We start from the raw sequence: 12,460 nt of genomic DNA, 5'->3' as shown, positions 1-12,460 counted from the left end.
CCGTAGCCTGGCGCCATGACCGACCCGCGGACCCCGGCCGACCCCACGCAGGTCGAGCGCTTCCACCCCACCTCGGGGCGGCTGCTCGGCTCGATCGGCCTGGCCATCTGCGTCCTGCTGGTCCTGCTCGCGGTGCTCGACGCCGGCGTGACCCCCGAGGTGGCGGCCGTCGCGGCCCTCATCGGCGTCCTCGCCTGGGCCACGATGCTCAAGCCGCGCCTGCGCATCGAGGGCCCCACGCTGGTGCTCGTCAACGCCTTCGACACCGTGCGGGTCCCGCTCGCCGGCATCCGCTCCGCGCTCGTGCAGCAGGTCCTGATCGTCGTCGTGGGGGAGCGCAAGGTCGTCTCGCCCGCCGTCGGCCGGTCCTGGCGCCAGGCCGCCCGCAAGCCCCGCCGGTCCCGCGAGCTGGCGATGAGCACCGTGCCGGGCGAGGGCCTGCCCGGGGACCAGAAGGTCGCCTACGCGGACTTCGTCGAGCAGAGGATCGCCGACCGCGCCCGCGAGGAGCAGGCCGCCCGCGGCGTCACCCCGCGCACGGCGGAGCAGGACGCGCTGGAGTCCGAGGTCGAGCGGACGCCGGCGTGGCTGGAGATCGGCCTGCTGGTCGTCGCCGTCGTCGTCCTCGTGGTGACGCTGCTCGTCTGAGCCGGCTGACAGGCTGGTCGGTTGGTCGGGTGGCTCAGCGCCCGATCAGCACCTGCTCGGCGAGCACCCGGTAGGACTGCGTGTTGCCGGCGGCCCTGTCCTCGGCGTGGACGATCCGCAGCGAGGACGTCCCGAGGTTCTGGGCCGGGAGCAGGAAGCCGCGGACGAAGACGGCCCCGGTCTCGGCGTCCGAGGGCGCCCGCACGGGCAGCACCCCCTTCTCCGCCCATGCCTGGCCGGGCCGGTACGTCCGGGCGGTGCCCTCGGTCTCGATGACGAGGCTGCCCGACTCGACCACCCGGAGGCCGGGCCCCTGGTGCAGGTGGGTGTGGGCCACGCCGCCGGGCGGGAACGTCACCGTGTCGCAGCGCAGGAGCCAGCTGAACCGCTCGTCGAGGTCGACCAGCGTGCCGAGCAGGAGCTCGCTGCGGCACTGAGGCGCGGAGCGGAGGAGGTGGCGGGCCGGGTCCACCTCGGGTGAGGTGCCGTCCTGGACGGGCGCGTCGACCTCCCACCGCCACAGCCGCGCGTCGGCGTCCGCGCTGAGCGTGACCTCCCCGTCGCCCACCCAGCCCGTGCCGGCGGGCAGCCAGCGCGAGCCTGCGGCGTCGGCGACCCGCACGCTGCCGGAGGCGACGTAGAGGGCTCGCACTGCGGCGGGCAGGAACACGGCGGGCGCGCCGGCGGGCAGGTGGTCCTCGCAGAGCGCCATCGGTCTGGTCGTCACGGTCGCATCACACTGCCTGGGCCCGCGCTGGCCCAGCGATGCTTCTCATGAGACGAGAAGACTGTGTGTCCTGCGTCTCTCAGGGACCCCTCCCTCAGAGACACCTCCCTCAGAGGCCCAGGGCCAGCGAGAGGTCGCCGCGGATCGCGTCGAGCCGGGTGGCCGCGGCGACCCGGGCGGCCTCCACGGCGTCCTCGTCGTCGCCACCGACGTCCCCGAGGTCGGTCACCGGCACCACGACCTCGAGGTAGGCCTTGAGCTTGGGCTCGGTGCCGCTGGGGCGCACGACCACGCGCGCGCCGTCGGCCAGCCAGTAGCGCAGGCCCTCCGTAGGCGGGAGGTCCGCCGAGCCCTCCGCCAGGTCGTCGGCCCGTTCGACGGCGAGCCCGCCGAGGTCGGTGGGGGGCGTGGCCCGGAGCCGGGCCATCGCGTCGGAGATGAGGGAGAGGTCGGCGACGCGCACGGAGAGCTGGTCGGTGGCGTGCAGGCCGTGGGTGCGCGCGAGGTCGTCGAGGACGTCGAGCAGCGTGCGTCCCTCGGCCTTCAGCGCCGCGGCGAGCTCGCACAGCAGGAGGAGGGCGGAGACGCCGTCCTTGTCCTTCACGGACTCCGGGTCGCAGCAGTAGCCGAGGGCCTCCTCGTAGCCGAACGCGAGCCCCTCGACCCGGCCGATCCACTTGAACCCGGTGAGGGTGTCGGCGAAGGGCATCCCAGCGGCCGCGGCCATCCGGCCCAGGAGCTGGGAGGAGACGATGGACGTCGCGAGCGTGCCGCTCGCGCCCCGGGAGAGCAGGTGGTGGGCCAGCAGGGCGCCGACCTCGTCGCCGCGCAGCATCCGCCAGCCGGCGTCGGTGGGGACGGCGGCGGCGCACCGGTCGGCGTCGGGGTCGTTGGCGACCACGAGGTCCGCGTCGGTGCGCGCGGCGAGCGCGAGGGCCAGGTCCATCGCCCCGGGCTCCTCCGGGTTGGGGAAGGCGACCGTGGGGAACGCCGGGTCCGGCTCCTCCTGCTCGGGCACCACCTGGGCGGCCGCGAAGCCCGCCTGCTCGAGCACCTGGGCGACCGGCGCGGCGCCGACGCCGTGCAGGGGGGTGTAGACGACGGAGAGGTCGCGGGGGCCGTCCCCGACCAGCTCGGCGACGCGGTCGAGGTAGCGGTCGACCACCGCCTCGTCCAGGGTGCGCCAGCCGTCGCTGCGGGGGACGCCGGCGAGGTCGCCGACCTCCGCGATCCGGGCGGCGATCCCGGCGTCCGCCGGCGGCACGATCTGGGAGCCGTCGCCGAGGTAGACCTTGTAGCCGTTGTCCTGCGGCGGGTTGTGGCTGGCGGTGACCATCACGCCGGCGACGCAGCCGAGGTCGCGGATCGCGAACGGCACCAGCGGCGTCGGCAGCGGACGCGGCAGGAGCAGGGCCCGCAGGCCGGCGGCCTCGACGATCTCGCAGGTGTCGCGGGCGAAGACGTCGGAGTTGCGGCGGGCGTCGTAGCCGACCACGACGCTCGACCGCGGGCCGGCGCCCTCCGCGAGCAGGTAGGCGGCGAGGCCGGCGGCGGCCCGCCCGACGACGACCCGGTTCATCCGGTTCGGCCCGGCCCCGAGCGCCCCTCGGAGCCCGGCCGTGCCGAACTCGAGCGTCCCGTCGAAGCGGTCGGCGAGGTCGGCGACGGCCGCCTCGTCCTGCCGGCCTTCCACCGTGGCCACCAGCGCCTCGAGCTCGGCCCGGGTCTCCGGGTCCGGGTCCCCGGCGGCCCAGGCGCGGGCCTGCTCCAGGAGGGCGGTGAGGTCGACGTCCGCGGCGGTGCTCATGACACGCACGCTAGTGCGCTCCGGGCTGTCGTGCTGAAGCCGCGGCTCGTGGTGGTGTGCCGGCCGGTGGTGGGTGGGCGGTGCGGGCGGTGTGTGAGCAACCGGGCGGCGGGTCGGCGGGGTTGCTCAGCCACCGCTGGTTGGCGGCGGGGCGGTGGGCGGTGTGCGAGCAACCGGGCGGCGGGTCGGCGGGGTTGCTCAGCCACCGCTGGTGTGGTGTGGCTGGCGTGGGCGGTGTGTCAGCAACCGATCGAGTCGTTGGGAGGGTTGGTGGGCCACCGCCGGTCAGCTGTGGGGTGGTGGGGCGGTGCGTGAGCAACCGGGCGGCGGGTCGGCGGGGTTGCTCAGCCACCGCTGGTCGGCGGGCAGCCGGGACGTCATGCGTCGGGGCGTGATGCACGGACGGTTCGTATGACGTCCGGGGCCGGCGGTGGGGGAGCAACCTGCCGGCAGGCGCACTTGGTTGCTGGGGCACCGCTGGTCCGGTGTGGCCGGGGTGGGCGGTGTGTCAGCAACCGATCGAGTCGCTGGGAGGGTTGGTGGGGCAGCGCCGGTCAGTGGCCCCCGGGGACGTCATACATCCGGGCGTGCCGTAGGGCCGGTCTGCATGACGTCCCGGGTGAAAGAGCTGGGACGTCATACGGCCGGGCGTGATCCACGGACAGTTCGTATGACGTCGCGGGGCCGGCGGTGGCGGAGCAACCTGGCGGCAGGCGCACCGGGTTGCTGGGACACCGCTGGTCAGCTGCGGGGCGGTGGCGAGGTGTGTGAGCAACCGGGTGAGTCGGAAGGGTTGCTGGGGCACCGCTGGTCGGCGAACACCCACCCGAAGACCCACCGACCACCGCCGCCTCACGCGTCGATGGTGCTCAGGTCCCCGTACCGGTCCCCGGCGACGGCGCCGCGCGGCACGGCCTGCTCGATGTCGGCGAGGTCCTCGGCGTCCAGACGGACGACGACGTCGACCGCGCCGACGTTCTCCTCCAGGTACCGCACCCGCTTGGTGCCGGGGATGGGCACGACGTCGTCGCCCTGGGCGAGGACCCACGCGAGGGCCAGCTGGCCGGTGGTGCAGCCGTGGCGGTCGGCCACGGCGGTGAGGGCGTCCACGAGGCGCTGGTTGGCGGTGAGGTTCTCCCCGTTGAGCCGGGGGAAGTACGCGCTGGAGCGGGAGTCGCCCTCGGCGGGGGTCCACGCGCCGGTGAGGATGCCGCGGCCGAGCGGGGAGTAGGGGACCAGCCCGATGCCGAGCTCGCGGAGCACGGGGAGGATCTCGTCCTCGAGGTGCCGGGTGAAGAGCGAGTACTCGGTCTGGAGCGCCGTGATCGGGTGGACGGCGTGGGCCCGGCGGATGGTCGCGGCCGACGCCTCCGAGAGCCCGAGGTGACGCACCTTGCCGGCCTGTACGAGCTCCGCCATGGCGCCGACGGTCTCCTCGATCGGCACGGAGAAGTCCACCCGGTGCTGGTAGTAGAGGTCGAGGTGGTCCACCCCGAGCCGCGCCAGCGAGGCGTCGCAGGCGGCGCGGACGTACTCGGGGCGACCGTTGACGCCCAGGCGGGTGCCGTCCTCGGCCCGCTCGTTGCCGAACTTGGTGGCGAGCTGGACCTCGTCGCGTCGGCCGGCGATCGCCCGGCCTACGAGCCGCTCGTTGGTGAACGGGCCGTACATGTCCGCGGTGTCGAGGAAGGTGACGCCCAGGTCGAGTGCCCGCCGGACGGTCGCCAGGCCGCCGGCCTCGTCCGGCGTCCCGTAGAACTCGCTCATCCCCATGCAGCCGAGGCCGAGGGTGGAGACGGTGAGCGGGGAGGCGGTGCCCAGGGTGCGGGTGGTGGTGATCGCGTCGGTCATAGACCCACCGAACCCCCTGGAGCGCGCTCCAGGTCAACCCCGGGCGGGTGAGGAAACGGGTGCGGAAACGGGGGAGGGAGAGGACGAGGGAGGGGCCGAGGACGCGGCACCGACCCGCTCCTCGTAGACCCCGATCTTGGCGTCGATGGCGCCCAGGTGCTCGGTGACCTCGGCCAGCTGCGCGAGCACGTGCCGGCGGTGCTCGCGCAGCAGCTCGAGCCGCTCGGCCTCGTTGCCCTCGCCGGCCCGCACGAGCTCCGCGTAGCGGCGGACGTCGCGGATGGGCAGGCCGGTCGCCCGCAGCCGGGTGACGAGCAGGACCCAGCGCAGGTCGGCGTCCTCGTAGCGCCGCTGGCCCCCGCCCGAGCGGGGGACCGGTCGCAGCATGAGCCCGTCGCGCTCGTAGTAGCGCAGCGTGTCGATGCTCAGCCCGACCGCCTGCGCGGCGTCCGCGATCGACAGCCCGGCGGTGGCGTGCGGGGGCGGGGAGGTCCGGTCGACGGTGCTCACCGGCTCATCCTCGTCCCTGGAGCACGCTCCAGGTCAAGCGCCGGCCAGGGTCACCACGCCGGATCAGGACGGGCTCAGCGCGGGGGATCAGGACGGCCTCACGCTCGGCTCAGCCCGAGCTCGGCGTCCAGCTCGAGGAAGAGCGCCTGGTTCAGTCGGAAGGCCTCCTGCACCTCCGCGACCACGCGGGCGACCTCCTCCTCGGAGAGGTCGAGGGCGTCCAGGCGCGAGCGGTAGCCGTCCTTGTAGGGCTTCGGCTTGGGCACGGCGGGGAACTCGTAGAACGCCACGCCGGCGCCGTCGAGGTCGTAGTGGCGCTCCAGGACGCGGCCGATGGCCTGGCCGCCGGACAGGTCGCCCAGGTAGCGCGTGTAGTGGTGGGCGACGTAGGCGCCGCCCCAGGCGCCGGCGGCCTCGATCCGGGCGACGTAGGCGTCGACGGCGGGGGAGTCGACCGGCTCGTCGAGGTCCGTCGCGCCCGGGCCGGCCGCCCAGTGCTCGAGGTCGGTGTCGATGGCCCCGAGCCGCTCGATCGCGGGGTCGTGGACCGCGGCCACCAGCGGGTCCGCGGCGCACGCGCGGCCGACGCGCTCGAGGGCCTCGTAGACGCGGCGCAGGCGGCGCAGGTAGGCGGCGTAGCCGGACGGCTCGATGCCGCCGTCCAGCAGCGTCGCCATGAAGGCGGAGGACTCGGCGGCCTCGTGCTCGGCGCGGGAGCCGTCGCGCATCGCCACCGACAGGGGTGCGGTGGTGGGGAGCGGGATGGCGGGGGCAGGGGTGCTCATGGGTGCCTCTCGTCTGCCGGGTCGGGCCCGGTGGTGCGGTCACTGTAGTCGGTGAACAGGTTAGGTGAGGGTTGCCTTATTTATGTTAGCCTCACCTAACCCCGATGGGACAGGTGTCGAAAACCTGTCTCGACCAGCGGAACGAGGTCCCCGATGCCCCGCCCGACCAGGCTCCTGACCGGCAGGAGGCGCGCCTGCGTGGCGTCCCTGCTCCTGCTCGTCCCCGTGCTGCTCGCGGGCTGCACCGGGCCCGGCGCCACCAGCGCCACCGACGCAGCCGGCAGCAGCGGGTCCGGCGACGCGGGCGCCGCCACCCCCGCCCTCGCCGACGTCGGGGACGACCTCCTGGACGACGTGCGGGACTGGACCGGGGCGGTCACCGCCACCGTTGCGGACGACTCCCTCGACCCGGTCCGGGCGCAGACCCCGCAGCTGCCCGCCACCGTCACCGACGTGCAGGGCACCGAGGTCACGGTCACCGACGACAGCCGCGTCCTCGCCCTCGACGTCTACGGCACCCTCGCGCGCACCGTCGCGGAGCTCGGGATGCTCGACAGCCTGGTCGGCCGCGACGTGTCGACGACCTTCGACGAGGCCGCCGACCTGCCCCTGGTCACCACCAACGGCCACCAGCTCTCGGCCGAGGCGATCCTGGCGCTGGACCCGACGCTCATCATCACCGACACCTCGCTGGGCCCGTGGGACGTCGTGCTCCAGCTCCGCGACGCGGGCGTGCCCGTCGTGGTCGTGGACTCCGACCGCAGCCTCGACAACGTCGGCGAGCTGACCCAGCAGGTGGCGGCCGCGCTCGGCGTCCCGGCGGCCGGCCGACGCCTGGCCCGGCGTACCCAGGCGCAGGTCGCCGAGGCCACGGCCGAGATCGACGCGATCGCGCCCACGGACGAGAGCGACGAGCTGCGGATCGTCTTCCTGTACGTCCGCGGCCAGGCGAACGTCTACTACCTCTTCGGGGAGGGCTCCGGGGCGGACTCGCTCATCGACGCGCTCGGCGGCTACGACGTCGCCGAGGAGATCGGCTGGAAGGGCATGCGCTCGGTGACCTCCGAGGCCCTCGCCGCCGCCCAGCCCGACCTCGTGCTCATGATGACCGACGGGCTGGAGTCGGCCGGCGGGGTCGACGGGCTGCTCGAGCGGCTGCCCGCGCTCGCCGCGACCCCCGCGGGGGAGAACCAGCGGATCGTCACCATGGACGACTCCGAGATCCTCGGCTACGGCCCGCTCACCGCGCAGGTGCTGGAGGCGCTGGCCGTCGCCGTCTACGCGCCCGCCGCGGCGGCGGGGGCCGACTCGTGACCGCGGTGGAGCCGCGGCCGGCGGCGCTCGACCGACCCGCCTCGGCGGGGCAGGTGGCGGCGCACCCCGCAGCCGGACGCCGGCGGGGCGCCCGTGGCCTCGCGCTCGTCGGCCTCGCGCTGGCGCTGCTGGCCGCCGTCGTGCTGGCGGCCGGGACCGGTCAGCTCGAGGTCCCGCCCAGCGAGGTGCTGGGCAGCCTGCTGCACCGGGTGGGGATCGACGTCCTCCCGCTGCCGACGCACCCGCTGGGCGACGTCACCCTCTGGACCGTCCGCTTCCCGCGGGTCGCGATGGCGGTCGTGGCCGGGGCGGCGCTGGCCTCGGCCGGCGCGCTCATGCAGGGGGTGTTCGGCAACCCGCTGGCCGAGCCCGCCGTCGTCGGCGTCTCGGCCGGCGCGGCCGTGGCCGCGGCGACGGTCATCTCCCTCGGCCTCACCTTCGCCGGCTCCTGGAGCGTCCCGCTGGCCGCGTTCGCCGGGGGCCTGGCCACCACGCTGCTGGTCTACCTGCTCTCCCGCGACCACGGCCGCACCGAGGTGGTCACCCTCGTGCTCACCGGCATCGCGGTGAACGCCGTCGCCAACGCCGGGCTGGCCTTCCTGCTCTTCTGGAGCGACACCTCGGCCCGCGAGGAGATCACCTTCTGGACCCTCGGCAGCCTCAACGGCGCCCGCTGGGCCCAGGTGGCCGTCGTCGCGCCCATGGTGGGCGCCGGGCTGCTCGCCGCGCTCGCCCTCGCGCGGCCCCTCGACCTGCTGGCCCTGGGTGACCGGGCGGCCCGCCACGTCGGCGTGGACGTCGAGCGGCTGCGGCTGGTCGCGGTCGTGGTCGTCGCCGTCCTCACCGCGGGGGCGGTCGCGTTCTGCGGCGTCGTCTCCTTCGTCGGCCTCGTGGTGCCGCACCTGGTCCGGCTCGTCGCGGGGCCGGGGCACCGGTTCCTGCTGCCGGCCAGCGCCCTGGGCGGCGCGCTGCTGCTCGTGCTCGCCGACCTCGGGGCCCGCACCCTCATCAGCTACGCCGACCTGCCCCTGGGCATGCTCACCAGCCTCGTCGGCGGGCCGTTCTTCTTCTGGCTGCTGCGCCGGGCGCGCGCCGGGGCGGGGGGCTGGTCGTGAGGCCCTCGATCCTGTCGCGCGGCGGCACGGACGCCCCCGGTGCCACCGGCGACCACCTGGAGGCCCGCGGCGTCCACGTGCGCCTCGGCGGGCGCCCCGTGCTCCGCGACGTCGACCTCGCGGTGGGGCCCGGCGAGCTCGTCGCGCTCGTCGGCCCCAACGGCGCAGGCAAGTCGACGCTGCTCTCGGTCCTGGCCGGGGACCTCACGCCGGACGCCGGCCAGGTGCTCCTCGGCGGCGAGCCGCTGCACCGGCTCCCGGCCCGGAGGCTGGCGCGCCGCCGGTCCGTGCTGCCGCAGAGCCAGCGCCTGGCCTTCTCGTTCCCCGCCGAGGAGGTCGTCCGGATGGGCCGCTCCCCGTGGTGGCGCACCCCGCACGAGCAGGACGACGACCGGGCGGTCGCGGTCGCGCTGGCCGCCGCCGACGTCCGGCACCTGGCCGTGCGCGCCTACCCGCGGCTCTCCGGCGGCGAGCGGGCGCGCACCGACCTGGCCCGCGTGCTGGCCCAGGACACCGGGGTCGTCCTGCTCGACGAGCCCACGGCCGCCCTGGACCTGCGCCACCAGCAGTCCGTCCTCGCCACCGCCCGTCGGCTGGCCGACGCCGGCGGCGTCGTCGTGGTCGTGCTGCACGACCTCGGCCTGGCCGGGGCGTGGGCCGACCGGGTGGTCGTGCTCCGCGACGGGGAGGTCCGCGCCGACGGCGCCCCGAGCGACGTCCTCGTCCCCGCCCTGGTCGAGGAGGTCTACGGCCTGCCCGTGGCCGTCGTCGAGGTGGGCGGCCGCCCGGTCGTCGTCCCCGTCCGTCGTCAGTCCGAGGAGCGCGCATGACCAGCCCCACCCACCCTGCCGCCCGGCGCCGGGCCGTCGCGCTCGCCGGCCTCGTCGCGCTGCTCGGGCTCGTCCTCGTGCCGCTCGGCGCCTCGCCGGCGTCGGCCGCCTCCCGGGTGAGCGTCACGTCCGCCTCGGGCGGCACCGCGACGGTCGCCGCGGACGGCTCGACGACCCTGCACGTGTCCGGCACCGGCTTCCAGGCGGTGACCGGCGGCTTCGGTGGCGTCTACGTCTTCTTCGGCACCGTCGACGGCACCTGGCGGCCCAGCCAGGGCGGGACGACGGGCGAGGACTACCTCTACGTCGCCGACTCCGAGACCGCCGACAACGCCGGCCACCAGGCGTTCGTCGCGTTCCCCGGGTCGGAGACCGCCTCGTCGGCCACGACGACGATGACGAGGTCGGGCAGCTGGAGCGTGGACATCGTCGTGCCCGGGGCCACGTTCGACGCCACCGACCGGGACGGGAACGACACCACCGTCGACTGCACCGAGGTCACCTGCGGGATCATCACGCTCGGCGCCCACGGCGTCGTGAGCGCGGCCAACGAGACGTTCACCGCTGTCACCGTGAGCACCACGACCTCCGGCTCCGGGGACGCCTCGGGCGGCTCCGCCTCGGGCGCGTCCGGCTCCTCGGGCTCCTCCGGCTCGACGTCCACCTCGAGCGCCGGCTCGGCCGGGGCCGACGGCTCGGACAGCGGCTCGGACAGCGGCTCGGACAGCGGCTCGGACAGCGGCTCCAGCACGGGTGCGGCCACCGAGGAGACGTCGGCGGACGTCACGGGCAAGGGCGCCACCCTGGACGTCGACCGGGCGACCGCGGTGGCCGGGCGCGTCCTGGCGTTCTCGGCCACCGGGCTGACGCCGGGCCGCCAGGTCAGCGTGGTCCTCGACGACGGGGTCGCCGCCGCCGGGCCGTTCGCCGCGGGCAGCGACGGGACGCTCACCGGCGTCCTCACGCTGCCGCTCGAGGTGGCGGCCGGGACCCACGAGCTGCGGCTCTACGCGTCCGGGATGACGAAGGCGCCGACCGCCTCGTTCGCGATCGCCGCGGCCGACGACCTGTCGGCCGGGGCCACCGCGGACGCCGAGGCCTCCGAGTCCTCGGCCGGCAGCCTGGCCGCCCTCGGGGACGGCCGCGCCGCCACCTGGCTGGTCGGCCTCGCCGCGGCCGCCGTGGTGCTCGCCGCGCTGCGGCTCGTCGGGCCCGGGCGGCTCGTGCGGGCCTCGCGGCGGGCGACCGCCCTCGTGGTCACGCGCTTCGGGCGCCGCCGGGCGGAGGCCGGGCGATGAGCGCACCGGCCCGCCGGGGCGGGGGAGCGGCGCTCGCCTGCCTCGGGCTCGCCCTCCTCGTGCTCGGTGTCGCCGGGCTCGTCGGCGTCGGCCCCGCCGGGGCGGCGACCGGCGGCGCCACGGCCACGGCCTCGACCTCGGCCTCCGCCACGGCCACGGCCACGGCCACCGCCACCGCCTCGGCATCGGCCACCACGTCGGCCACGGCGTCGGCGTCGGCCAGCACCTCGGCGTCCGCCAGCGCCTCGGCGTCGGCGTCAGGGGAGTCGTCGGCCACGGACACGACCGCCGGTGCCACGACGACGGTCACGGTGACCGCCGACCCCACCTCGGACGTCCTGGACCTCTCGGGGCTCACGCTGCGCTGGGGGATGAGCCAGGAGGCCTCGAGCGCCTCGTGGCTCGCGGGCGCCTACAACTTCTTCTCCGCGGGCGTCCTCGCGGACCCGGGCAGCGGGGGCGTGCAGATGGACCGCACCGACTGGCACGCCCGTGCGGGCCACGTCCGGGTGGAGAAGTGGGACGGCAGCGCCTGGCACCTCGCGACCTGGGCGGGCCTGGCCACCGACAGCGCCGGGGAGGCGCTGGGCAGCCCGAGCACCGGCTCGACCTCGAACCTCTCCTTCGTCTTCTCGCAGGGCAGCGGCACGATCGACGCCGCAGCCGGCACCGCGGAGCTCTCGTGGACCGGTGACGTGACCGTCGCCTTCTACTCCGGGATGAGCTACTTCGTCCTCTCCGACCCCGTGCTCGAGGTCGCCGACGGCGAAGGGACGCTCACCGCCACGCTGTCCGGCTACGCGTCCTCGCAGAGCGACACCTCGGTGTGGGAGGCGGTCGCCCCGGCCACCGTCACCGTCGCCGACCTGCCGGACGTCGACCTCACCGCCGGGGACACCGCCGACGAGGCCGCGGGCGCAGTCACCGCCGCCCTGGCCGGCGGGCTCGTCCTCGACCCGGCCTACGCCGGCGTCCTCGTGGACGGCGTCGCCCAGGTGACGGACGGCGACGACGTCGGGTCCTTCCCGCAGTCGTTCGTCGACTTCCTCGACGGACTCGGCTCCGCGGCGTTCTGGTACTCCTCCGGCTCCTCGACCGACGCCTGGAAGGCGGCGCTGCCGATCACCGTCGGGCAGGGCGAGGTCGCCGGCGCCACGCCGTCGAGCAGCGCGAGCACCTCCTCGGCCGACGACGACGAGGACTCCGGGGACGACGAGGACGCCGACGACGCGACGGACGACCCGACCGGCACCGCGACCGCCGGCTCGAGCAGCCGCCGAGGCTCCGCGGGCGCAGGCGCAGGCGCCGGCAGCGGCGCGGCCGCCACCTCGACGTCCTCCTCGGGCGTCACCACCGACTCCGGGCCGGCGCTCGCCGCCGTCTCCGGCACGCGGCTGGTCTCCACGACCAGCCCCGTCGTGACGAGCACCGACCCGCGCTGGTGGGTCGGGGGAGGACTGCTGGCGCTCGCCGCTGCCCTCCTGCTCGTGCCGACGCCCCGCGGCCGATGAGCCGCACCCGTTCCACCGACCGATGAACCACCCGCTGCACCGCAGCAGCACCCGACACCGAGAA

The 12,460-nt window shown here is 75.6% G+C and carries 11 protein-coding genes; 6 read left to right on the top strand and 5 right to left on the bottom strand.

Annotated features, from left to right (window positions below; translation table 11 throughout):
* Positions 1-15: 15 nt before the first annotated feature.
* The gene (locus tag E8D37_RS05750; protein WP_136568788.1) at positions 16-648 is read left to right on the top strand and encodes a hypothetical protein; all 633 of its coding nucleotides are present in this window, start codon (positions 16-18) and stop codon (positions 646-648) included.
* Positions 649-682: 34 nt separating this feature from the next.
* On the opposite strand, the gene E8D37_RS05745 is transcribed toward E8D37_RS05750, so the two are convergent.
* The 5 genes from E8D37_RS05745 to E8D37_RS05725 form a co-directional block, all read right to left on the bottom strand.
* Positions 683-1,375 (bottom strand): hypothetical protein, encoded by a 693-nt coding sequence (locus tag E8D37_RS05745; protein ID WP_136568787.1) that lies wholly within the window; start codon positions 1,373-1,375, stop codon positions 683-685.
* 109 nt (positions 1,376-1,484) lie between these two features.
* On the bottom strand, positions 1,485-3,182 hold the full coding sequence (locus tag E8D37_RS05740) for a phospho-sugar mutase (RefSeq protein WP_136568786.1): 1,698 nt from the start codon (positions 3,180-3,182) through the stop codon (positions 1,485-1,487).
* A gap of 852 nt (positions 3,183-4,034) precedes the next feature.
* Positions 4,035-5,033, bottom strand: a complete 999-nt coding sequence (locus E8D37_RS05735; protein WP_136568785.1) for an aldo/keto reductase — start codon at positions 5,031-5,033, stop codon at positions 4,035-4,037.
* A gap of 33 nt (positions 5,034-5,066) precedes the next feature.
* Entirely contained in the window at positions 5,067-5,543 is a 477-nt protein-coding gene (locus tag E8D37_RS05730) for a MerR family transcriptional regulator (protein WP_206055585.1), read from the bottom strand.
* Between the two features lie 98 nt (positions 5,544-5,641).
* On the bottom strand, positions 5,642-6,328 hold the full coding sequence (locus tag E8D37_RS05725; protein ID WP_136568784.1) for a biliverdin-producing heme oxygenase: 687 nt from the start codon (positions 6,326-6,328) through the stop codon (positions 5,642-5,644).
* Positions 6,329-6,526: 198 nt separating this feature from the next.
* On the opposite strand from E8D37_RS05725, the gene E8D37_RS20050 reads away from it, so the two are divergent.
* From E8D37_RS20050 to E8D37_RS05700, 5 genes are read left to right on the top strand one after another with little or no spacing between them, the layout of a single operon-like run.
* Positions 6,527-7,642, top strand: a complete 1,116-nt coding sequence (locus E8D37_RS20050) for an ABC transporter substrate-binding protein (RefSeq protein WP_240770213.1) — start codon at positions 6,527-6,529, stop codon at positions 7,640-7,642.
* The gene (locus tag E8D37_RS20045) at positions 7,639-8,757 is read left to right on the top strand and encodes an iron ABC transporter permease (protein ID WP_240770212.1); all 1,119 of its coding nucleotides are present in this window, start codon (positions 7,639-7,641) and stop codon (positions 8,755-8,757) included. The genes E8D37_RS20050 and E8D37_RS20045 overlap by 4 nt, the downstream gene beginning before the upstream one ends.
* On the top strand, positions 8,754-9,587 hold the full coding sequence (locus E8D37_RS05715) for a heme ABC transporter ATP-binding protein (protein ID WP_240770211.1): 834 nt from the start codon (positions 8,754-8,756) through the stop codon (positions 9,585-9,587). The genes E8D37_RS20045 and E8D37_RS05715 overlap by 4 nt, the downstream gene beginning before the upstream one ends.
* Positions 9,584-10,885 (top strand): hypothetical protein, encoded by a 1,302-nt coding sequence (locus E8D37_RS05710; RefSeq protein ID WP_136568783.1) that lies wholly within the window; start codon positions 9,584-9,586, stop codon positions 10,883-10,885. The genes E8D37_RS05715 and E8D37_RS05710 overlap by 4 nt, the downstream gene beginning before the upstream one ends.
* Positions 10,882-12,396 (top strand): HtaA domain-containing protein, encoded by a 1,515-nt coding sequence (locus tag E8D37_RS05700; protein ID WP_168929634.1) that lies wholly within the window; start codon positions 10,882-10,884, stop codon positions 12,394-12,396. The genes E8D37_RS05710 and E8D37_RS05700 overlap by 4 nt, the downstream gene beginning before the upstream one ends.
* Positions 12,397-12,460: the final 64 nt, after the last annotated feature.

The sequence above is a fragment of the Nocardioides sp. GY 10127 genome (assembly GCF_004919085.1).
In the GTDB taxonomy this organism is placed as follows: Bacteria; Actinomycetota; Actinomycetes; order Propionibacteriales; family Nocardioidaceae; genus Nocardioides.
This window is presented reverse-complemented; position numbering and strand designations above follow the sequence as displayed.

Bases quoted from the DNA above. Each gene is read 5' to 3' on its own strand.
- E8D37_RS05740 (WP_136568786.1), bottom strand. From the start codon at position 3,182: ATGAGCACCGCCGCGGACGTCGACCTCACCGCCCTCCTGGAGCAGGCC.
- E8D37_RS05735 (WP_136568785.1), bottom strand. From the start codon at position 5,033: ATGACCGACGCGATCACCACCACCCGCACCCTGGGCACCGCCTCCCCG.
- E8D37_RS05750 (WP_136568788.1), top strand. From the start codon at position 16: ATGACCGACCCGCGGACCCCGGCCGACCCCACGCAGGTCGAGCGCTTC.
- E8D37_RS05725 (WP_136568784.1), bottom strand. From the start codon at position 6,328: ATGAGCACCCCTGCCCCCGCCATCCCGCTCCCCACCACCGCACCCCTG.
- E8D37_RS05700 (WP_168929634.1), top strand. From the start codon at position 10,882: ATGAGCGCACCGGCCCGCCGGGGCGGGGGAGCGGCGCTCGCCTGCCTC.
- E8D37_RS05710 (WP_136568783.1), top strand. From the start codon at position 9,584: ATGACCAGCCCCACCCACCCTGCCGCCCGGCGCCGGGCCGTCGCGCTC.